Origin of the sequence: Pseudoxanthomonas sangjuensis (assembly GCF_010211755.1) — a bacterium.
Classification (GTDB): domain Bacteria; phylum Pseudomonadota; class Gammaproteobacteria; order Xanthomonadales; family Xanthomonadaceae; genus Pseudoxanthomonas_A; species Pseudoxanthomonas_A sangjuensis.
The window spans coordinates 12911-32221 of record NZ_PDWR01000025.1; the positions used below are offsets into that span (position 1 = coordinate 12911).

Annotated in this window: 21 protein-coding genes; 11 read left to right on the forward strand and 10 right to left on the reverse strand. The window is 67.1% G+C overall.

Annotated elements, in window-relative coordinates:
• Nucleotides 1-163 precede the first annotated feature (163 nt).
• Entirely contained in the window at nt 164-808 is a 645-nt protein-coding gene (locus CSC71_RS12495) for a hypothetical protein (RefSeq protein ID WP_162374709.1), read from the forward strand.
• Between the two features lie 93 nt (nt 809-901).
• On the opposite strand, the gene CSC71_RS12500 is transcribed toward CSC71_RS12495, so the two are convergent.
• Nucleotides 902-2350, reverse strand: a complete 1449-nt coding sequence (locus tag CSC71_RS12500; RefSeq protein ID WP_162374710.1) for an MFS transporter — start codon at nt 2348-2350, stop codon at nt 902-904.
• Between the two features lie 339 nt (nt 2351-2689).
• Entirely contained in the window at nt 2690-3865 is a 1176-nt protein-coding gene (locus CSC71_RS12505; protein WP_343037691.1) for an acyl-CoA dehydrogenase family protein, read from the reverse strand.
• A gap of 93 nt (nt 3866-3958) precedes the next feature.
• On the opposite strand from CSC71_RS12505, the gene CSC71_RS12510 reads away from it, so the two are divergent.
• Genes CSC71_RS12510 through CSC71_RS12525 form a run of 4 tightly spaced genes read left to right on the forward strand, consistent with a single transcriptional unit; the run spans nt 3959 to nt 9868 of the window.
• Complete coding sequence (locus CSC71_RS12510) at nt 3959-4888, forward strand: ArsR/SmtB family transcription factor (protein WP_162374712.1); 930 nt, start codon at nt 3959-3961, stop codon at nt 4886-4888.
• Nucleotides 4885-6024: a homocysteine S-methyltransferase family protein gene (locus tag CSC71_RS12515; protein ID WP_162374713.1), complete on the forward strand. Its 1140-nt coding sequence runs from the start codon at nt 4885-4887 to the stop codon at nt 6022-6024. The genes CSC71_RS12510 and CSC71_RS12515 overlap by 4 nt, the downstream gene beginning before the upstream one ends.
• On the forward strand, nt 6021-8711 hold the full coding sequence (metH, locus tag CSC71_RS12520; RefSeq protein WP_162374714.1) for a methionine synthase: 2691 nt from the start codon (nt 6021-6023) through the stop codon (nt 8709-8711). The genes CSC71_RS12515 and metH overlap by 4 nt, the downstream gene beginning before the upstream one ends.
• On the forward strand, nt 8708-9868 hold the full coding sequence (locus CSC71_RS12525; RefSeq protein WP_162374715.1) for an MFS transporter: 1161 nt from the start codon (nt 8708-8710) through the stop codon (nt 9866-9868). The genes metH and CSC71_RS12525 overlap by 4 nt, the downstream gene beginning before the upstream one ends.
• Nucleotides 9869-9877: 9 nt before the next feature.
• On the opposite strand, the gene CSC71_RS12530 is transcribed toward CSC71_RS12525, so the two are convergent.
• From CSC71_RS12530 to CSC71_RS12550, 5 genes are all read right to left on the reverse strand, one after another.
• Nucleotides 9878-10504: a DUF2058 domain-containing protein gene (locus tag CSC71_RS12530; RefSeq protein ID WP_162374716.1), complete on the reverse strand. Its 627-nt coding sequence runs from the start codon at nt 10502-10504 to the stop codon at nt 9878-9880.
• A gap of 15 nt (nt 10505-10519) precedes the next feature.
• On the reverse strand, nt 10520-10756 hold the full coding sequence (locus CSC71_RS12535; RefSeq protein ID WP_162374717.1) for a SlyX family protein: 237 nt from the start codon (nt 10754-10756) through the stop codon (nt 10520-10522).
• Nucleotides 10746-12086, reverse strand: coding sequence for a UDP-glucose dehydrogenase family protein (locus CSC71_RS12540; RefSeq protein WP_162374718.1), 1341 nt, complete (start codon nt 12084-12086; stop codon nt 10746-10748). The genes CSC71_RS12535 and CSC71_RS12540 overlap by 11 nt, the downstream gene beginning before the upstream one ends.
• A 45-nt stretch (nt 12087-12131) precedes the next feature.
• Nucleotides 12132-13076 (reverse strand): FKBP-type peptidyl-prolyl cis-trans isomerase, encoded by a 945-nt coding sequence (locus CSC71_RS12545; RefSeq protein WP_162374719.1) that lies wholly within the window; start codon nt 13074-13076, stop codon nt 12132-12134.
• 82 nt (nt 13077-13158) lie between these two features.
• Entirely contained in the window at nt 13159-13719 is a 561-nt protein-coding gene (locus CSC71_RS12550; protein ID WP_162374720.1) for a glutathione peroxidase, read from the reverse strand.
• A gap of 129 nt (nt 13720-13848) precedes the next feature.
• Between CSC71_RS12550 and CSC71_RS12555 the strand changes: the two genes are divergently transcribed.
• The 6 genes from CSC71_RS12555 to CSC71_RS12580 are packed head-to-tail and all read left to right on the forward strand — an operon-like array spanning nt 13849 to nt 17826.
• Complete coding sequence (locus CSC71_RS12555) at nt 13849-14106, forward strand: hypothetical protein (protein ID WP_162374721.1); 258 nt, start codon at nt 13849-13851, stop codon at nt 14104-14106.
• A 5-nt stretch (nt 14107-14111) separates the two neighbouring features.
• Nucleotides 14112-14474 carry a GntR family transcriptional regulator gene (locus tag CSC71_RS12560; RefSeq protein WP_162374722.1) on the forward strand — a complete coding sequence of 121 codons (363 nt, stop codon included), beginning with the start codon at nt 14112-14114 and terminating at the stop codon, nt 14472-14474.
• Nucleotides 14471-15346 carry an ABC transporter ATP-binding protein gene (locus tag CSC71_RS12565; protein WP_162374723.1) on the forward strand — a complete coding sequence of 292 codons (876 nt, stop codon included), beginning with the start codon at nt 14471-14473 and terminating at the stop codon, nt 15344-15346. Before CSC71_RS12560 ends, CSC71_RS12565 begins: the two co-directional genes overlap by 4 nt.
• Complete coding sequence (locus CSC71_RS12570; RefSeq protein ID WP_162374724.1) at nt 15343-16329, forward strand: ABC transporter permease; 987 nt, start codon at nt 15343-15345, stop codon at nt 16327-16329. The genes CSC71_RS12565 and CSC71_RS12570 overlap by 4 nt, the downstream gene beginning before the upstream one ends.
• Nucleotides 16330-16350: 21 nt before the next feature.
• Nucleotides 16351-16998, forward strand: a complete 648-nt coding sequence (locus tag CSC71_RS12575) for a hypothetical protein (protein WP_162374725.1) — start codon at nt 16351-16353, stop codon at nt 16996-16998.
• Between the two features lie 15 nt (nt 16999-17013).
• On the forward strand, nt 17014-17826 hold the full coding sequence (locus CSC71_RS12580; RefSeq protein WP_343037690.1) for a YggN family protein: 813 nt from the start codon (nt 17014-17016) through the stop codon (nt 17824-17826).
• 64 nt (nt 17827-17890) lie between these two features.
• Here CSC71_RS12580 and rplI read toward each other — a convergent pair whose 3' ends face one another.
• From rplI to rpsF, 3 genes are all read right to left on the reverse strand, one after another.
• On the reverse strand, nt 17891-18340 hold the full coding sequence (gene rplI / locus CSC71_RS12585; protein WP_162374726.1) for a 50S ribosomal protein L9: 450 nt from the start codon (nt 18338-18340) through the stop codon (nt 17891-17893).
• A gap of 112 nt (nt 18341-18452) precedes the next feature.
• On the reverse strand, nt 18453-18683 hold the full coding sequence (rpsR, locus tag CSC71_RS12590; protein WP_162374727.1) for a 30S ribosomal protein S18: 231 nt from the start codon (nt 18681-18683) through the stop codon (nt 18453-18455).
• A gap of 11 nt (nt 18684-18694) precedes the next feature.
• Complete coding sequence (gene rpsF, locus CSC71_RS12595) at nt 18695-19099, reverse strand: 30S ribosomal protein S6 (RefSeq protein WP_162374728.1); 405 nt, start codon at nt 19097-19099, stop codon at nt 18695-18697.
• Between the last annotated feature and the right edge of the window lie 212 nt (nt 19100-19311).

Below are 19311 nucleotides of genomic sequence, written 5' to 3' on the forward strand. Positions count from 1 at the left end.
TTTCGGAATGGCCTCAGGATGCGCCGATTCACGTATGCGAGTAAGCGGGCCGCGGCCGACGGACTGTTTCGCCAGAGAAACGATAAAGAATCCCAATGGGCAATGGTTCGAAAATCGAAACGGGGCATCTGGCGACGGTTCCAGCTGCCTTGACAGGTTCGCGATGCGCCTGACCGGGCCGATCGCCGCGTGGACCGCGTCCGCCCTGCTGGCCGTCTCATGCGCGCGGCAGGCGCAGGCGCAAGCGCAAGCCTTCTATCCGGAAGCCGCGGACACGGCAGCGGTAACGGCGGCCGGCGACCCGGCATCGAATCCGGGGGAGGCCCTGCTCACCGACGCGCTCGACTGCCGGGTCGACGATGTCGGCTTGCCGGGCCTGCTCGCGCGCCTGCGCCAGACGCGCCCGGGCGATTTCATGCAGGCCGAGCGGCAGTATTCCGCGCCGGACATGGACCTGTACCGGCTGGCCCAGCCGGTACGGGCCTGGGGCAGCGAGGGCGACGCCGTGGTCGTCGCCGCGAACCGCGTGCTGCTGGCGGTCGCCGCCTCGCCCGACGAGACCAGCCAGCGGGTCGACCAATACCTGGAACGAAGCGGCGATTCGCCGGTATCGGGACGGCTCGACGCGCGGCATGGCCTGGTCGTCTACCCGGCCGGGCTCGCCGGCCTGGAAGGCATGACCCTGGTCGGTTGCGAGTACCGCATCGAAGGACTGTCGCTGCTCGACGATCCGGCCGACGACTGGCGCAGGCAGCCACTGCCGGGAACCGAAATCGGCATGCGCACCGATCCCGACCCGCGCCAGTGACGGCCGGGCCGCGACACTCCCTTCCACTGCGCCCGCATGAAAAAACCCCGGCCAGTGCCGGGGTTTTTTCGCATCAGGGCGGGAACGCGTGGCTCAATGCCCGCCTTCGGCGCTGAGCTTGTCCAGGTCGATGCCCTGCCGCTTGAGCACGCCGCTGGCGCGCAGCGCGTAGAACGCCAGGTAGGTGAAGCAGGCCACGCCGACCCAGAAGCTCATGTGCAGGCCGACCGAATCGGCCAGCGTGCCCTGCAGCCAGCTGACGATGCCGCCGCCCATGATCATCATGATCAGCAGGCTGCTGCCCGTATTGGTGTTCTTGCCCAGGCCGGCGATGGCCAGTGCGAAGATGCACGGCCACATCGTGCTGCAGAACAGTCCCACGCTGATGAAGGCCACCGCACTGGCCTTGCCGGTGGTGAACATGCCGATCAGCAGCGCGGCGATGCCGCACAGGGCAAAGTACAGCAGCATCCGCGCCGGGTTGCCGCGGGTCGTCAGCGTGACCGCAATCATGATCGCGATGATGGCCACGTAGCCGAAGAACTGCCTCACGTCGTGCTGGGCGATGGCGTTCACCGCGAGGAACACGCCGAAGGCCAGGAACGGCAGGATCAGGGTCAGCAACCGCTTCGCCCCGGCGCCCACCTCGAACGCGCCGGCGGCACCGGTCCAGCGGCCGATCATCAGGCTGGCCCAGTACAGCGATACGTATGGCGCCAGGTTGTGGGTTTCGATGCCCAGTCCTTCGTGCAGGTAGGCCGGCAGGTTCGCCACGGTGGACACCTCCACGCCCACGTAGACGAAGATCGCGAGCATGCCCAGCACCAGCTGCGGATAGGCGAAAACCGACGCCTTGTGGATCAGCTTGCCTTCGTCCTGCGCCTCGGAGGCGCTGACTTCTTCCAGGTCGATATGGTTGGGTACCGACGAGAACTTGATGAAGGCCGCCACCAACAGGAATGCCGCGCCCAGCACCAGATACGGCACCTTGACGCTTTCGATGCTGGCATTGGTGCCGCCGGCGGCGACGCTGCCGAAGATCGCCAGGCTGACCAGCAGAGGGCCGATGGTGGTGCCGAAGTTGTTGACGCCGCCGGCCATGGTCAGGCGCTGCGCGCCGGTGGCCGGGTTGCCCATGACGATCGCCAGCGGATTGGCCGCGATCTGCTGCAGCGAGAAGCCGAGGCCGACGATGAACAGGCCCGACAGCATCAGGACGAACGAGCCGGTATTCGCCGCCGGATAGAAAAGCAGCGTGCCCAGCGCGGAGATCGCCAGGCCGACGCAGATGCCGTTCTTGTAGCCGATCCTGTTCAGCACGTCCTGGCCCATCGACTTGGATACGCCGAAGTAGATCAGCGAACCGACCGTGTAGGCCACGTAGAACGCCACCGACACCAACTGGCTCTGCCCCTGCGTGAGGTCGAACGCGTTCTTGAACACCGGGATCAGGATGTCGTTGCTGGCAGCGACGAAGCCCCAGAAGAAAAACACGGTGATGAGCACACCGAATTGCGACCAGCGGGTCTGTTGTGTCGTCATGTTCGTAGTAATGGTTTTGGAATCGAGACTGGAAACGCCGCACCTGCCCCGCGCCGCACGCTTCCGGGCAAACCGCGCTGGACGCCGTACGCCCGCCGTGCAGCGTACGTGGCGATGCTGCCCAGCAGCATCATGCACTGCAGCAATCGCAAGACCAAAGGCGTACCAACAATGTGGCGAACACATGGCAGTGGCACAACGACCATGACGCTTCGACCGCCCGAACCGGATTCACCCGCGAAGAGTCCGGCGCATCCGCTTCTCGAATTCCGTCGCGGCAAGAAAAAACCCCGGCCAGGCCGGGGTTTCGTTTTCCATTGTTTCGTCCGGCTCGGCCGTTCAGCGCAACCCGGTTTCGCCGCGCGCGATGACCATGCGCTGGATCTCGCTGGTGCCTTCGTAGATCTCGGTGATCTTGGCGTCGCGGAAGTAGCGCTCCAGCGGCATCTCCTTCGAATAACCCATGCCGCCGTGGATCTGCACCGCCTGGTGCGCGATCCACATCGCCGCTTCCGACGCGGTCAACTTGGCCACTGCGGCCTCGGTGCTGAACCTCTGCCCCTGCCCCTTCAGCCACGCCGCGCGCAGCGTCAGCAGCAGCGCCGCGTCCAGCTTGCACTTCATGTCGGCGATCTTGGCCTGGGTCATCTGGAAGGTGCCGATGGGCGCGCCGAAGGCCTTGCGCTCCCTCACGTAGGCCAGCGTGGCCTCATACGCGGCGCGGGCGATGCCGATCGCCTGCGAGGCGATGCCGATGCGGCCGGCGTCGAGCACGCCCATCGCGATCTTGAAGCCGTCGCCCTCCGTGCCGAGCACGTCCTCGGGCGCGACCACGTAGTCCTGGAATTCGATCTCGCAGGTCGCCGAGGCGCGGATGCCCAGCTTCGGCTCGGTCTTGCCGCGATGGAAGCCCGGCTTGCTCGTGTCGATCAGGAACGCGGTGATGCCGTGCGAGCGCCGGTCCGGCTCGCTCATCGCGAACAGCACGATGTACTTCGCCACCGGGCCCGAAGTGATCCAGCTCTTCTTGCCGTTGACGACGAAACTGCCGTCGGCCTGCTTGACCGCGCGGCAGCGCATCGCGGTGGCGTCGGAACCGGACTGCGGCTCGGTCAGCGCGAACGCGCCGATCTCGCGGCCTTCGGCGATCGCGCGCACGTACTTCTGCTTCTGCTCCTCGGTGCCGAACTTCAGGATGCCGTTGCAGAACAGCGAGTTGTTGACCGACATGATGGTCGAATGCGCGGCGTCGGCGGCGGCGATCTCGACCATCGCCAGCACGTAGGCGATCGAATCCATGCCGGCACCGCCGTATTCGACCGGCACCTCGATCCCCATCAGCCCGTTCTCGCCGAGCAGGTGGATGTTCTCCAGCGGGAACTCGCCGACCCGGTCGAAGTGCTCGGCGCTGGGCGCGATCTTTTCCTGTGCGATGCGCCGGGCCACGTCCTGCAGCATCAGTTGTTCTTCGGTGTAGCTGAAATCCACGTTCCGACCCCTTCGATTGCAATAGATGCAATTGTAACCATCCGCCCCGCACCCAAGCGCGGCTTGACCGCGGACGGCGTCGGCCGGACAATATCCTTTCATCGCGATGGGAAGATATTTATGGATCTGGAAGACTGGTCCGCCCGGCTGAAGGTCTTCGCCGACGCCACCCGCGTGCGCCTGCTGGCGCTGCTGGAGCAGGAAGAACTGACCGTGGCCGAACTGTCGGCGATCACCCGCCTCGCCCAGCCGCGCGTCTCCACCCACCTGGCCAGGCTGAAGGAAGCCGGGCTGGTCCGCGACCGTCGCGCCGGCGTATCGGCCTACTACCGCTTCGACGAAGCCCAGCTCGACCCCGCGCAGCGCTCGCTGTGGCAGGCGCTCAGCCATGGCAGCGACGACCCGCTGCTGCGCCAGGACGCCGAGCGCGTGGCCGGCGTGCTCGCCAATCGCGCCGCCGACCAGAACTGGGCCGACAGCGTCGCCGGCGACATGGAGCGCCACTACTCGCCCGGCCGCACCTGGGAAGCGCTGGCGCGCACCGCGCTGCCGCTGCTGGAAACCGGCGACGTGCTCGACATCGCCTCCGGCGACGGCGTGCTGGCCGAACTGCTGTCGCCGCACGCCAAGCGCTACGTCTGCGTCGACACCAGCGCCCGCGTGGTCGCCGCCGCCGGCGAACGCCTGCGCCGCTTCCCCAACGTCGAAGTGCGCGAGGGCGACATGCACGAACTGCCGTTCAAGGACGCCAGCTTCGACCTGGTGGTGCTGATGCATGCGCTGACTTATTCCGGCAAGCCCGCACAGGCGGTTTCCGAAGCCGCCCGCGTACTGCGCCGGGGCGGGCGCCTGCTGCTGAGCAGCCTCGCCAGGCACGAGCACCGCACCGTGGTCGAGGCCTACGGCCACGTCAACCTCGGCTTTGCCGACAGGGAGCTGCGCAAGTTCGCCGAGAAGGCCGGACTGGACGTCACCAGCCTGGAAACCGTGACCCGCGAGCGCCGGCCGCCGCATTTCGAAGTGATCTCGCTCATAGGAGTGAAGCAATGAGCATCGATGCGAATCCCCCGCGGAAAACCGCACATCGTGCGGGGATCCAGCTTCCCTGGCTGCACCCCGAGCGCGCCGGGAAACTGCTGCACGCTCTGCGCGAGCGCATCCTGGTCATCGACGGCGCGATGGGCACGATGATCCAGCGCCACGACCTGCAGGAAGCCGACTACCGCGGCGAACGCTTCGCGGAAGGCTTCGACAGCGCCCGCCCGCCGGAAGGCCACGTGCACGGCGCCGGCTGCGGCTGCGACCTGAAGGGCAACAACGACCTGTTGCTGCTGACCCGCCCGGAGATCATCGCCGGCATCCACACCGCCTACCTCGAGGCCGGCGCCGACCTGGTCGAGACCAACACCTTCAACGCGACTTCGGTGAGCCAGGCCGACTACCGCCTCGAACACCTCGTGTACGAGTTGAACAAGGCGGGCGCGAAGGTCGCGCGCGAATGCTGCGATGCCGTCGAGGCAAGGGACCCGGGCAAGCCGCGCTTCGTCATCGGCGTGCTCGGCCCGACCAGCCGCACCGCGTCGATCAGCCCGGAGGTCAACGATCCCGGCTTCCGCAACACCAGCTTCGACGAATTGCGCGAAACCTACCGCGAAGCCGCGAACGGCCTGATCGACGGCGGCGCCGACGTCCTGATGGTCGAGACCATCTTCGACACGCTCAACGCCAAGGCCGCGCTGTTCGCGATCGAGGAAGTGTTCGACGAGCGCGGCGCGCGCCTGCCGGTGATGATCTCCGGCACCATCACCGACGCTTCCGGCCGCACCCTGTCCGGGCAGACCGCCGAGGCCTTCTACACTTCGCTGGCGCACGCGCGGCCACTGTCGATCGGCTTCAATTGCGCGCTCGGCGCGAAGGACCTGCGCCCGCACGTCGAAACACTGGCGGGCGTCGCCGACGCCTACGTCAGCGCGCACCCGAACGCCGGCCTGCCGAACGCCTTCGGCGGCTACGACGAAACCCCGGAAGACATGGCCGGCGTGCTGAAGGAGTTCGCGCAGTCCGGCCTGCTCAACCTCGTCGGCGGCTGCTGCGGTACCACGCCCGACCACATCCGCGCGATCGCCGATGCCGTCGCAGGCATCGCCCCGCGCACGCTGCCCGCGCAGGAACGCAAGGCCGCATGACCACCCTGACCCGCCTCAGCGGCCTCGAGCCGCTGGTCATCACCCCCGACCTGCTGTTCGTCAACATCGGCGAGCGCACCAACGTCACCGGCAGCGCGCAGTTCCGCAAGCTGATCAAGGAAGAGCGCTACGACGAGGCCGTGGAAGTGGCGCGCCAGCAGGTCGAGAACGGCGCGCAGATCCTCGACGTCAACATGGACGAGGGCCTGATCGACTCAGAGAAGGCGATGACGCGCTTCCTCAACCTGATCGCGTCCGAGCCGGACATCGCCCGCATCCCGGTGATGGTCGACTCGTCCAAGTGGAGCGTGATCGAGGCCGGGCTGAAGTGCCTGCAGGGCAAGGGCGTGGTCAACTCGATCTCGCTGAAGGAAGGCGAGGAAGCCTTCGTCGCTCACGCGAGGAAGGTACTGCGCTACGGCGCCGCCGCGGTGGTGATGGCCTTCGACGAACAGGGCCAGGCCGATACCGCCGCGCGCAAGGTCGAGATCTGCACACGGGCGTACAGGATCCTGACCGAACAGGTCGGCTTCCCGCCCGAGGACATCATCTTCGATCCGAACATCTTCGCGATCGCCACCGGCATCGAGGAGCACGACAACTACGCCGTCGACTTCATCGAGGCCGCGCGGACCATCAGACAGACGCTGCCGGGCTGCCATGTCTCGGGCGGCGTATCGAACGTGTCGTTCTCGTTCCGCGGCAACGAGATCGTGCGCCAGGCCATCCACAGCGTGTTCCTGTACCACGCAATCAAGGCCGGCATGGACATGGGTATCGTCAACGCCGGCGCGTTGCCGATCTACGACGACCTCGACCCGGAACTGCGCGAACGCGTCGAGGACGTGGTGCTGAACCGGCGCAAGGACGCGACCGAGCGCCTGCTCGATGTCGCCGAGCGCTACAAGGGCAGGAAGGGCGAGGCCAAGGCCGAAGACCTGGCGTGGCGGCAGAAGCCGGTGCGCGAGCGCCTGGCGCATGCGCTGGTGCACGGCATCGACGCGTTCGTCGACGCCGACACCGAGGAAGCGCGCCAGCAGGCGACGCGCCCGCTCGACGTGATCGAAGGCCCGCTGATGGACGGCATGAACATCGTCGGCGACCTGTTCGGCGCCGGCAAGATGTTCCTGCCGCAGGTGGTGAAGTCGGCGCGGGTGATGAAGAAGGCGGTCGCCTACCTGCTGCCGTTCATCGAGGCGGAAAAGACCCGGAACGGCGATGCCGGCAAGTCGAACGGCCGCATCGTGATGGCCACGGTCAAGGGCGACGTGCACGACATCGGCAAGAACATCGTCGGCGTGGTCCTGGCCTGCAACAACTTCGAGGTCGTCGACCTCGGGGTGATGGTGCCGGCGCAGGTCATCCTCGACAAGGCGCGCGAGGTCAACGCCGACCTCATCGGCCTGAGCGGCCTGATCACGCCGTCGCTGGAGGAAATGAGCCACGTCGCCCGCGAGATGCAGCGCCAGGGCTTCGAGACGCCGCTGCTGATCGGCGGCGCCACCACCTCGCGCGCGCATACCGCGCTGAAGATCGATCCGCACTACAAGGCGCCGACGGTCTGGGTGAAGGACGCCTCGCGCGCCGTCGGCGTGGCGCAGTCGCTGATCTCGAAGGAACTGCGCACCGCCTTCGTCGCCGCGAACGACGCCGACTATGCGGAAATCCGCGAGCGGCACAGGAACCGCGGCGACGCCAAGCGCCTTGTCTCGCTGGAGAAGGCGCGCGGCCAGAAGTTCGACGGCGACTGGGCGAACTACGCGCCGCCCGCGCCGAACAAGCCCGGCATCACCGCGTTCGACGACTATCCGCTCGCCGAACTGGTGGACTGCATCGACTGGTCGCCGTTCTTCAACGCCTGGGAGCTGGCCGGCAAGTTCCCGGCGATCCTCGACGATGCGGTCGTCGGCAAGCAGGCCAGCGAGTTGTATCGCGATGCGCGGACGATGCTCGACAAGATCGTTTCCGAAAAGTGGCTGACCGCGAAGGCGGTGTTCGGCCTGTGGCCGGCGCATTCGAACGGCGACGACGTCAGCGTGTTCCCGTCGCCGCTGACGAACGGCGACGAGGTGAAGCTGCGCTTCCTGCGCCAGCAGGTCGACAAGCCGGCCGAACGCCCCGACTTCTGCCTCGCCGACTTCATCGCGCCGAAGGACAGCGGCAAGCAGGACTGGATCGGCGCGTTCGCCGTCACCGCCGGCATCGGCATCGACGCGCACGTGGCCCGGTTCGAGGCCGAGCACGACGACTACAACGCGATCCTGCTGAAGTCGCTGGCCGACCGCCTGGCCGAGGCGCTGGCGGAACGCCTGCACCAGCGCGTGCGCACCGAATTCTGGGGCTACGCTGCCGCCGAAGCGCTCGACAACGAGGCGCTGATCGCCGAAAAGTACCGCGGCATCCGCCCGGCCCCCGGCTACCCGGCCTGCCCCGAGCACAGCGAGAAGGCGACGATCTTCCGCCTGCTGGACGCGGAAAGGAACGCCGGCATGGCGCTGACCGAGAGCTTCGCGATGCTGCCGACCGCGGCGGTGTCCGGCTACTACTTCAGCCATCCGGGCAGCCAGTACTTCGTGGTCGGCCGGGTATCGAAGGAGCAGGTCGCCGATTACGCGAAGCGCAAGGGCGTCGACCTCGCCCAGGCCGAGCGCTGGCTCGCGTCGAACCTCGACTACGACCCCGAATGAACCCGCCCGCGATACCGCAGCTGCGGCTGGCGGGCTTCTACTTCGCCTACTACGCCGCGCTGGGCGCGTTCACCCCGTACTGGAGCCTGTACCTGCAGGACAAGGGCATGCGTGCGACCGCGATCAGCGTGCTGATGAGCCTGTGGTACGCGACCCGGATCGTCGCGCCGAGCACGTGGACCACGCTGGCGGCGCATTCGCCGCGGCCGATCCGCTGGCTGCGCATCGGCGCGGCGCTGACCCTGGCCAGCTTCGCCGCCTTCTTCCTGCCGCTGGGCTTCGCCGGCCTGTTCGCGGCGATGTGCCTGTTCTGCTTCTTCTACAACGCGGTGATGCCGCAGTTCGAATCGATCACCCAGTCGCACCTGGAAGGCCGCAACGAACTGTACGGGCGCATCCGGGTCTGGGGCTCGATCGGCTTCATCGCGGTGGTGGTCGCGCACGGCTGGCTGATCGACCGCTTCGGCATCGCGCGGCTGCCATGGCTGATGCTGCCGTTGTTCGCGCTGATGCTGGCCTTCGCCTTCGCCAACCGCTACGCGCACCGACCGGACGAAATCGACCATTCGCTGGATGGCGGCTTCCGTGCGCGATTGCGGCGGCCGCAGGTCGTCGCCTTCTTCGCATCCGCGTTCCTGACCCAGGTTTCGTTCGGCCCGTTCTACACGTTCTTCTCGATCTACCTGGAAGCGCACGGTTATGCGCCGACCGCGCAAGGCCTGCTGTGGGCGGCCGGCGTGCTCGCGGAGATCGGCGTGTTCTTCCTGTCCGCGCGCATCTTCCGCCGCTGGGACGCAGGCAAGGTACTGGCCTTCTCCATGGCGACCGCGGCGCTGCGCTGGTGGGCCGTCGCGCTGTGGCCGGGCCATGAAATTGTCATGCTCGTGGCGCAGGCCAGCCATGCGCTGAGTTTCGGCGCGTTCTTCGCCGCGGTGATGCAGTTGCTGGCGCGGTTCTTCCCGGGGCGCATGAACGGCCATGGCCAGGGCGTGTTCTACGGCCTGTCGTCCGGCATCGGCGGCGTGGCCGGCGCGCTGCTGGCCGGGCAACTGTGGCGATTCGGCGGCAATGTCGCCTTCGCCGTGGCGGGGTTCGTCGCGCTGGCGGCCGCGTTCATCGCCTGGCGCGGGCGGGTGCGCCCGCCGGCCACGGCATAGCCGCGACGATCACCAGACCAGGTCGTCGGGCACCTGGTATTTCGGGTCGGAATACGGATCGTCTTCGGCCGGCGCGTTCGGATCGACCTTCAACGCGACCGCCTGCGGGAAGACCGCTTCGGCCTCGGCCAGCGTCGCCGCGTCGACCAGCAGGTAGCGGCCGTTCAACTGCACCACGCCGAGCTCGCCGGCGTTGAGCGCCTTCAGCTGCGCTCCGGTCACGTGCACGCGCTTGATCTTGCCGCCGTAAGGGAAGTGGCGCGCGACCTCGGCCGCCGGATCGTTCAGCGCCCTGCCCTGCAGCAACGCTTCCAGCTTCGCCTTCGCTTCGCGGCGCTGGCGCGCCTCCTCCTGCTTCTGCCGCTCGGCCTCGATGCGCTCGTCCTTTTCCTTCTGCGCGCGGATCGCATAGGCCTTGGCCAGATCGATTTCCTCGCGCATGCGCGCCGGCTTCGACGACGAGGCAGGCTTGCCCTTGCCATGCGGCTGCGGATCGCCGCGCCTGCGCGCATCGGCGGAAGCGGGCTTCCCGTGTTCCGGCTTGCGTCCGGGATGGCCCGTCTTCGGCTGCCGTGAAGGTTTCGGCGCCGGCTTGAAACCCAGGCCCAGCAGTTGATCGCGCAGGCTGTCGCTCATGGTGGTGCAAAAAACTCAGTAGTGCGGCGGGGGCGGTTCGTCGGCCGGATCGGCGTACAGGCTGGCGCGCAACTTGCCGAGGTCCTCGAGCAGGTGGCGCAGCAGGCTGGCGTTGCGGGCGCTCTCGGCGCGCGCATCGGCCAGGGCCTCGCTCAACTCGGCCAGCGCCTGTTCCTGGAAGGTCAGGCGCGTTTCCATTTCGATCAACCGCTGCTCGAGCAGGCGGTCGCGGCCGGCGAACTCAGGCTGCATGCAGCGAACGCCCCCGGCCGATGCCGTAATAGGCCACGCCGGCTTCCTCGACCTCGGCCGGCTCGTAGAGATTGCGGCCGTCGAAGACCACCGCGTCGGCCAGCACGTCCTTCAGGCCGGCGAAGGCCGGGCTGCGGAACTGCTTCCATTCGGTGACCACGACCAGCGCGTCGGCGCCATGCAGCGCTTCACTGGCGGTGTCGCACAGCAACAGGTCGTCGCGCTCGCCGAAAATGCGCTGCGCTTCGTGCCGCGCCTCCGGGTCGTAGGCGCGCACCTTCGCACCGGCCTGCCACAGCTGCGCCAGCAGGCGGCGGCTGGAGGCCTCGCGCATGTCGTCGGTGTTCGGCTTGAACGCCAGGCCCCACACCGCGAAGGTCTTGCCGGCCAGCTTGCCGCCGTAGTGTCGCGAGATCAGTTCGAACAGGTGGTCCTTCTGCGCGTCGTTGACCGCCTCGACCGAATCCAGCAACCGCGCCGCATAGCCGTGCTGCGACGCGGTCTTCGCCAGCGCCTGCACGTCCTTCGGGAAGCACGAACCGCCGTAGCCGGCGCCGGGATAGATGAAGTGCCAGCCGATGCGCGGGTCGGAGCCGATGCCCTTGCGCACCATCTCGACGTCGGCGCCGACGCGCTCGGCGATGTTGGCGATCTCGTTCATGAAGCTGATCTTGGTCGCCAGCATCGCGTTGGCCGCGTACTTGGTCAGTTCGGCCGAACGCACGTCCATCGCCACGATGCGCTCGTGGTTGCGGTTGAACGGCGCGTACAGGCGCTTCATCTTCTCGACCGAGGCCGGGTCGCTGGCGCCGATGACGATGCGGTCCGGGCGCATGCAGTCGTTGACCGCGTCGCCTTCCTTGAGGAATTCCGGGTTGGAAACCACGTCGAACGCGACCTGCACGCCGCGCGCCCGCAGTTCCCCCGCGACGGTCGCGCGCACCTTGTCGGCGGTGCCGACCGGCACGGTCGACTTGTCGACGACCACGGTGGGCTTGTCGATGTGCCGGCCGATGGTCGCGGCCACCGCCAGCACGTACTTCAGGTCGGCGCTGCCGTCTTCGTCCGGCGGTGTGCCGACTGCGATGAACACGACCTCGCCGTGCGCGATCGCCGCGGCCGCGTCGGTGGTGAAGCGCAGGCGCCCGGCGGCGTGGTTGGCCTTGACCATCGGTTCCAGGCCGGGCTCGTAGATCGGGACGACGCCGTTGTTCAGCCCCTCGACCTTGGCCGCTTCGATGTCCACGCAAACCACGTCGTGGCCGACTTCGGCCAGGCAGGTACCCGTCACCAGGCCGACATAGCCGGTTCCGAAAATCGCTACGCGCATACCGTTCCTGTATTCCTCGGGTTGATCGGGAGTTGTCCCGTCGGTTTATTGCAGGATGCCGAGCAGCTCGACGTCGAAGGTCAAGGTGGCGTTCGGCGGAATGCCGCCCTGCGGCTGCCCCTGCGGGCCGTAAGCGAGTTCGGACGGGATCCAGAAGCGATACTTGGCGCCGACCGGCATCAGCGGGATGCCCTCGGTCCAGCCCGCGACCACGCCGGTCAGCGGGAATTCGGCCGGCTGGCCGCGCTTGTAGGAGCTGTCGAACACCTGCCCGCCGAGCAGCTTGCCCTCGTAGTTGACCCGTACCGTGCTGTTCGGCGTCGGGTGCGGGCCGCTACCCGGGCGCAGCACTTGGTACTGCAGGCCGGAGGGCGTGGTGATCACGCCCTTCTGCATCTTGTTCTTCGCCAGGAACTCGGCGCCCTCGGCGCGGTTCTTCGCCCCGGCCTCGCTCTGCTTGCGGGACAGATAGGCCGCCATCGTCGCCTGCGCCTCGCCTGCGCTGAGCAACGGCTGGCCCTTGGCGAACGCCGTGCGGATCGCCTGGATCAGCAGCGGCAGGTCGATCTCGTCCTTCAACGGCAGCAAGCTCGGCCCGACCATGCGGTCGCCCAGCATCAGCCCGACCTTGGCCTTGTCCACCGCCGGCGGCTGGCTGCCCGGCGGCATGCCCGGCGGGGTCTGGCCCTGGCTGGCGGCGAGGTTGATGCGCAGCGCGCTGTCGGTGGCGCGGGCTTCGTCTTCGCTCTGCAGCGGCGCGCCGCCGGCGAACGCATTGCGCACCGCCTTCTCGAACGTGCCGAGATCGACGAACGGCGCCAGCGGCTCGAACGAACGCGCGATGTCCAGGCCGATCGCGTAACTGACCTTCTCGCGCTCGCTGTTCAACGCGGCCTTGTCGCCCGCGGTACTCTGCGCGGCCACGTTGCCGCCGATCATGGCCAGGGTGGCCGCCACTGCCGCGGCCACGCCGCGCATCAAACGCTTCATCGATAGCTCCTGGTGAATCCGGTTGGCGCGGCCGCGCCGCGCATGGCGGCATTGTCGCATGCGCGACGCGATACCGGCTGCATCATTTGCCGGTGGGCGGCGCCTTCAGCGCGTTTTCCACTGCCTGCACCAGCCGCGGGTCGTCGGGCTCGACCTTGCTCGGGAATTGCGCAAGCACGCGGCCGTCGCGACCGATCAGGTACTTGTGGAAATTCCAGCCCGGCGCAACGCCGGTTTCGCGGGCCAGCGCCTTGTACAGCGGCGTCGCTTCGTCGCCGACCACGTGCACCTTCTCGAACATGGGGAACTTGACCCCGTAGGTCAGGGTGCAGAACTCCTGGATCTGCTGCTCGCTTCCCGGCTCCTGGCCCCTGAAGTCGTTCGACGGAAAACCGAGCACGGCGAAACCCTGCGCCGAATACTTCTGGTGCATCGCCTCCAGGCCCTCGTACTGGGGCGTGAAACCGCACTTGCTGGCCGTATTGACCACCAGCAGCACCTTGCCGCCATAGGCCTTGTCCAGTTCCACCGGCGTTTTGCCCGCCAGCGGACGGTAGGTCACGTCGAGCAGGCCACCCGCATGGGCGTCGAAAACCGCCAATACGGCCACGAAGGCGAGTAATTTCAATGACTTGAACACCATTTCCAAACCTCCACTACGGCCCCATGGCCTGTGTCTTCAGTTGGGTTCCCGGTTCATTGCAGCTTGTTGACAAGCCGTGTTTAGGTGTTATAGTTACATACAACACCACTCACCCCGAAGGGGGAGTCAATGAAACCGAGCCCGCTCAAATCGCCGTACCTGCTGCTGGCGTCCGCCGGCCTCTGCGGCCTGGGTTTGCTGGCCGCGGCGGGACGGCACGCCGACACCAACGCCGAGGGCGGCCTCGTTCCGGCGGTCGCGGATACCCCAATGATACAGGCCGACGACGCGACTGCCGTGACGCCGCGCCACCTGCTGCGCCGTCGCCACGGCGTCCTGTCGATGCCCTACTTCTCCTTTGCGCGTTCGCTGCGCCCCGGGAACTGAACATGATGAGTCCATCCGTCCAATGGAGCGACGGCGCTCCGATCTACCGCCAGCTGAAGGACCGCGTGATCGCGATGATGCTGGACGGCGTGCTGAAGCCCGGCGACGCCCTGCCCTCGGTACGCCAGGTGGCCGCCGAATACCAGCTCAACCCGATCACCGTGTCGCGCGCCTACCAGGAGCTGGCCGACGAGGCCCTGGTCGAGAAGCGCCGCGGGCTGGGCATGTTCGTCACCGAAGAGGCGGCGAAGAAGCTGCTGGGCAGCGAGCGCGAGCGCTTCCTCAACGAGGAATGGCCGGTCGTGGCCGAACGCATCCAGCGCCTGGGACTGACTGCCGAAGAACTGCTGAAGGGGATCGACAAGTGAATACAACGAGTACTTCCGCGGTCGTTTCCGCGCACGGCCTGCGCAAGGCCTACAAGAACAAGCTGGCGCTGGACGGCGCGGGTTTCGACATCCCGGCCGGCCGCATCGTCGGCCTGATCGGGCCGAACGGCGCCGGCAAGACCACCGCGCTGAAGGCGATCCTCGGCCTGATCCCGTTCGAGGGCGAGCTGAAGGTGCTGGGCCTGGACCCGCGCAAGGACCGCGACCAGTTGATGCGCGACGTGTGCTTCATCGCCGACGTGGCGGTGCTGCCGCGCTGGATCCGGGTCAGGGAAGCGGTCGATTTCGTCGCCGGCGTGCACCCGCGCTTCGATCGCGCCAAGTGCGAGCGTTTCCTCGCCAACACGCAACTGAAGCCCAACCAGCGCGTGCGCGAGATGTCGAAGGGCATGATCGTGCAGCTGCACTTGGCGCTGGTGATGGCGATCGACGCCAGGCTGCTGGTGCTGGACGAACCCACGCTGGGCCTGGACATCCTGTACCGCAAGCAGTTCTACCAGCGCCTGCTCGAGGACTACTTCGACGAGGAGAAGACCATCCTGGTCACCACCCACCAGGTCGAGGAGATCGAGCACATCCTCACCGACGTGATGTTCATCCGCGACGGGAAGATCGCGCTGGCCGCGCAAATGGACGAAGTCGGCGCGCGTTACACCGAAGCGCTGGTTTCGGCCGAGAAGATCGACGAAGCCCGCGCGCTGAAGCCGATCGACGAACGCGCCCTGCCCTTCGGCAAGACCGTCCTGCTGTTTGACGGCGTGCCGCGCGACCGCCTGGCCGCGCTGGGCGAAACCCGCAACCCCGGCCTGGCCGACCTGTTCGTCGCCATCATGAAAGGAACCTACGCATGAACGCCGTCGTCGTGAACAAGAGCAAGTTCGACACCTTCAAATGGCTGCTGAAGCGCGAGTTCTGGGAAAACCGCGGCGGTTTCCTGTGGTCGCAGCTGATCACCGGCGCGGTCGTCGCCGGGTTGACCCTGATCGGCGCGGTGCTGGGCGGAGTCAAGATCAACGGCCATTTCGTCGACGACTTCCACGACGTCGACACGGAGGCGGGCGCGCACGCGATCGGCCAGTTCATCGAGGGCGTGGTCAGCATGGGCATGGGCATCAGCCTGCTGGTGCTTACCTTCGTGGTGTTCTTCTACACCCTGGGCGCGCTGTTCGACGAACGCAAGGACCGCAGCGTGCTGTTCTGGAAATCGATGCCGGTGTCCGATGCCGCCACCGTACTGTCCAAGCTCGCCTGGGCGCTGTTGCTGGCGCCGCTGCTGGCGATCCTGCTGGGCGCGGTACTCGGCCTGGTTCTGTGGCTGATCGCCGCGCTGGGCATCGCCATCAGTGGCCTGGGCATGGTTGGCTTCACCGCGATGTTCACCGATGCGCACGTGTTCCGGCTGATCGGCAGCGGCATCGCCGCCCTGCCCGTCTACGTGGCCTGGGCGCTGCCCACCGTCGGCTGGCTGCTGTTCGTTTCGTCCTGGGCACGCAGCAAGCCGTTCCTGTGGGCCGTGCTGGTACCGGTGCTGGGCTGCGCCAGCATCAGCCTGATCTCGTTGATCCTGGGCCTGGACCTGCCGCTGAAGGAACTGTGGTCGACCATCGTCGGCCGGGGATTGGGCAGCGCGGTGCCGGGCATCTGGTCACTGTGGTACGGACACGACGCCATCGTCACCGGCGACGCGAAGACCAGCATCATCGGCCTGTACAACTTCGTCGCGCACAGCTGGCACGCGTTCAGCCTGCTCAACACCTGGATCGGCGCAGTTGTCGGCGCGGGCTTCATCTTCGCCGCGATCCACCTGCGCCGCTGGCGCGAACTGGCCGACTGATCCCGCCTCGGAGAGCCGACGATGAAAAAACTGCAAGCCACCACCCTCGTCCTGGCCCTGCTGCTGCCGCTGGCGGCGCAGGCCGGCGACACCCGCGACGAAGTCCGCCAGGAACTGGCCGAAGCGCGCAGTGAGGTTCACGCCGATCTCGCCAAGGCCCGCACCGAGCTGGAAACCGAAAACCTGGAAGTCGGCAACGGCTTCCATTTCGGCAAGGACGGCAAGAGAAAACCGCCGCACGACGAAAAGCTGCCGAAGGCGGAAATCAGCCCGCAAGGCGACTTCCTGATCGATGGCAAGGCCGTGGCCGTCAACGCGGTACAGCGCCAGCAACTGCTCGGCTATCGCGGCCTGATCATAGACATTGCCAAGGATGGCATCGACGCTGGCGAACACGCGGCCATGGCCGCGATCGAAGCCGCCGACACCTCGTTGTTCGGGCTGATCGTGGGCGGCCTCACCGGCAGCCTGGAGCGGCGCGTCGAGCGCACGGTCAAGCAACACGTCGAACCGATGGTACGCCGGATCTGCCGGCGCCTGCCCGACGTGCTGGCCTCGCAGCAGCAACTGGCCGCCAGCCTGCCGCAGTTTCGCCCCTACGCCACGCTGGAAGCCGACGACGTCGAGGACTGCGAAAACGACCTCCGCCGCGACTTCGCCATGCACTGACCCGAGGCAACGACCATGAACAGACTCCGCATCCTTGCGCTCGCCGCCGTACTGCCGCTGGCCGCCTGCGGCGAGAAGCCGGCGCCGGCGCCCGCCGGCAGCGGCGCATCGCAACCGACCACCTTCATCGGTTCGAAGGTCCAGCAGGCCATGGACAAGGCCAAGGCCGAACTGGAAACGAAGAACATCAACATCGGCAGCGGCGGCGTCGACATCAATGTCAACGGCCGCAAGATCAAGCGCGACAGCAACCTGCCCAAGGCCGAGATCACCCCGCAGGGCGAATTGCTGATCGAAGGCGCGAAAGTCGCGACCACGCCGGAACAGCAGGCGTTGCTGAAGCAATACCGCGGCGAGCTGATCGAAGTGGCCAAGGCCGGCATGGACATCGGCGCGCAGGGCGCCGACCTGGGCATAAAAGCGGCCGGCGAAGCGCTGAAGGGCTTGTTCAACGGCGACGACGACAAGGCCATCGAGAAGCGCATCGAGGCCGAGGCGGAAGGGATCAAGGCGGGGGCGAAGCAACTGTGCGGCCGCCTGCCCGCGCTGCTGGCCTCGCAGCAGAAACTCGCGGCCGCGCTGCCCGAGTTCCAGCCGTATGCGACGATGAACCAGGGCGACATCGACGACTGCGCCGACGACATCGATGGCCATGGCGCCGCCGCGATGTCGGACGAGGAGCGCGCCGAACTTCGGCAGGACATTCGCCAGGGAATTCGCGACGGGATCCGCGAAGCTACGCAGGCCGTCGCCGGCAAGGACGAACCGCCGGCACCGCCCGCGCCCCCGGCGGCACCCGCGCCGCCGGCGCCAGTCGCCAGGCAATAGGCAGCAAAAGAAAAACGGGCGCCGAGAGGCGCCCGTTTTCGGTACCGCTGGCCGTGCCGGAGGATCAGGCTTCGGCTTCGACGACGACCTTCAGCGTGGTTTCGACGTCGGCGTGCAGCTTGGCGATCACTTCGTACTCGCCGACGTTGCGGAACGCGCCTTCGCCCAGCACCACTTCGCTCTTCTCCAGCGGCAGGCCGGCGGCGGTGAAGGCCTCGGCGATGTCGCGCGGGCCGACCGAGCCGAACAGCTTGCCTTCGGTCGATGCGTTGGCCTTGATGGTCACGCTGGCGCCTTCCAGCTTGGCCTTGCGGGCTTCGGCTTCGTCGTGCGCGGCCTTGGCCTTGGCTTCGTACTCGGCGCGCTTGGCTTCGAACGCGGCGATGTTTTCCGCGGTGGCCGGCACGGCCTTGCCCTGCGGCACCAGGTAGTTGCGGCCATAGCCCGGCTTGACGTTGACCTTGTCGCCAAGGCCGCCGAGGTTGGTCACTTTCTGCAGGAGGATCAGTTCCATTTTGTTGCTCCGTATTCGTTAGCGGACCCGATGGAGCGGGTCCGCAACTGTTGGCTGTCCGAACGGACGGGGTCGCGCCCTGCGGAAGGCAGGCCGAGGCCTGCCTCCGCGATCAGACGTCGTGGTTGTCGGTGTACGGGATCAGCGCGAGGAAACGCGCGCGCTTGATCGCGGTCTGCAGCTGGCGCTGGTAGCGCGACTTGGTGCCGGTGACGCGGCTCGGCACGATCTTGCCGGTCTCGGTCAGGTACTGGCGCAGGGTGTTGAGATCCTTGTAATCGATCTCCTTCACGCCTTCGGCGGTGAACTTGCAGAACTTGCGGCGACGGAAGAACTTGGACATGGGCTATCTCCTCAGGCGGCTTCGGCGGTTTCGGCATCGGCGGAACCGGGGCCCTCTTCGTCGTCGCGGCGGCGACGCTCGCCCTTGTCCTTCTCGTCCTTGCTCTTCAGGATGAAGGACGGCTCGGTGTCCGGACCATCGCGCTTGATGACGAGGTGGCGCAGCACCGCGTCGTTGAAGCGGAAGTTCTCGGTCAGCTCGGCCAGCACCGACTGGCCGGCCTCGATGTTGAGCAGCACGTAGTGGGCCTTGACCAGGTTCTGGATCGGGTAGGCCAGCTGGCGGCGGCCCCAGTCTTCCAGGCGGTGGATCTTGCCGCTGCCGTTCTCGACCAGCGCCTTGTAGCGCTCGATCATCGCCGGCACCTGCTCGCTCTGGTCCGGATGGACCAGGAACACGATTTCGTAGTGACGCATGTTTTGGTTACCTTGTGGATGATGGCCAGCGCCAGCGGCGCCGGCCGGACAGCCCCCCGCCGTGGCGGTGGAGCAAGGACTCCCCAGGCAGGGCCCGTGGGAGCCGCGCATTATGGCATTTCAAACACTTAGGCGCAAACCGAAGGCCATCCGGCCACGGACCCGACGGGGTCCCGGCCCCCGCCCGCCAACCGGCGCTAACATCCGCCGGA

Bases quoted from the DNA above. Each gene is read 5' to 3' on its own strand.
- CSC71_RS12495 (WP_162374709.1), top strand. From the start codon at position 164: ATGCGCCTGACCGGGCCGATCGCCGCGTGGACCGCGTCCGCCCTGCTG.
- CSC71_RS12500 (WP_162374710.1), bottom strand. From the start codon at position 2,350: ATGACGACACAACAGACCCGCTGGTCGCAATTCGGTGTGCTCATCACC.
- CSC71_RS12510 (WP_162374712.1), top strand. From the start codon at position 3,959: ATGGATCTGGAAGACTGGTCCGCCCGGCTGAAGGTCTTCGCCGACGCC.
- CSC71_RS12515 (WP_162374713.1), top strand. From the start codon at position 4,885: ATGAGCATCGATGCGAATCCCCCGCGGAAAACCGCACATCGTGCGGGG.
- metH (WP_162374714.1), top strand. From the start codon at position 6,021: ATGACCACCCTGACCCGCCTCAGCGGCCTCGAGCCGCTGGTCATCACC.
- CSC71_RS12525 (WP_162374715.1), top strand. From the start codon at position 8,708: ATGAACCCGCCCGCGATACCGCAGCTGCGGCTGGCGGGCTTCTACTTC.
- CSC71_RS12530 (WP_162374716.1), bottom strand. From the start codon at position 10,504: ATGAGCGACAGCCTGCGCGATCAACTGCTGGGCCTGGGTTTCAAGCCG.
- CSC71_RS12535 (WP_162374717.1), bottom strand. From the start codon at position 10,756: ATGCAGCCTGAGTTCGCCGGCCGCGACCGCCTGCTCGAGCAGCGGTTG.
- CSC71_RS12540 (WP_162374718.1), bottom strand. From the start codon at position 12,086: ATGCGCGTAGCGATTTTCGGAACCGGCTATGTCGGCCTGGTGACGGGT.
- CSC71_RS12545 (WP_162374719.1), bottom strand. From the start codon at position 13,076: ATGAAGCGTTTGATGCGCGGCGTGGCCGCGGCAGTGGCGGCCACCCTG.
- CSC71_RS12550 (WP_162374720.1), bottom strand. From the start codon at position 13,719: ATGGTGTTCAAGTCATTGAAATTACTCGCCTTCGTGGCCGTATTGGCG.
- CSC71_RS12555 (WP_162374721.1), top strand. From the start codon at position 13,849: ATGAAACCGAGCCCGCTCAAATCGCCGTACCTGCTGCTGGCGTCCGCC.
- CSC71_RS12560 (WP_162374722.1), top strand. From the start codon at position 14,112: ATGAGTCCATCCGTCCAATGGAGCGACGGCGCTCCGATCTACCGCCAG.
- CSC71_RS12570 (WP_162374724.1), top strand. From the start codon at position 15,343: ATGAACGCCGTCGTCGTGAACAAGAGCAAGTTCGACACCTTCAAATGG.
- CSC71_RS12575 (WP_162374725.1), top strand. From the start codon at position 16,351: ATGAAAAAACTGCAAGCCACCACCCTCGTCCTGGCCCTGCTGCTGCCG.
- CSC71_RS12580 (WP_343037690.1), top strand. From the start codon at position 17,014: ATGAACAGACTCCGCATCCTTGCGCTCGCCGCCGTACTGCCGCTGGCC.
- rplI (WP_162374726.1), bottom strand. From the start codon at position 18,340: ATGGAACTGATCCTCCTGCAGAAAGTGACCAACCTCGGCGGCCTTGGC.
- rpsR (WP_162374727.1), bottom strand. From the start codon at position 18,683: ATGTCCAAGTTCTTCCGTCGCCGCAAGTTCTGCAAGTTCACCGCCGAA.
- rpsF (WP_162374728.1), bottom strand. From the start codon at position 19,099: ATGCGTCACTACGAAATCGTGTTCCTGGTCCATCCGGACCAGAGCGAG.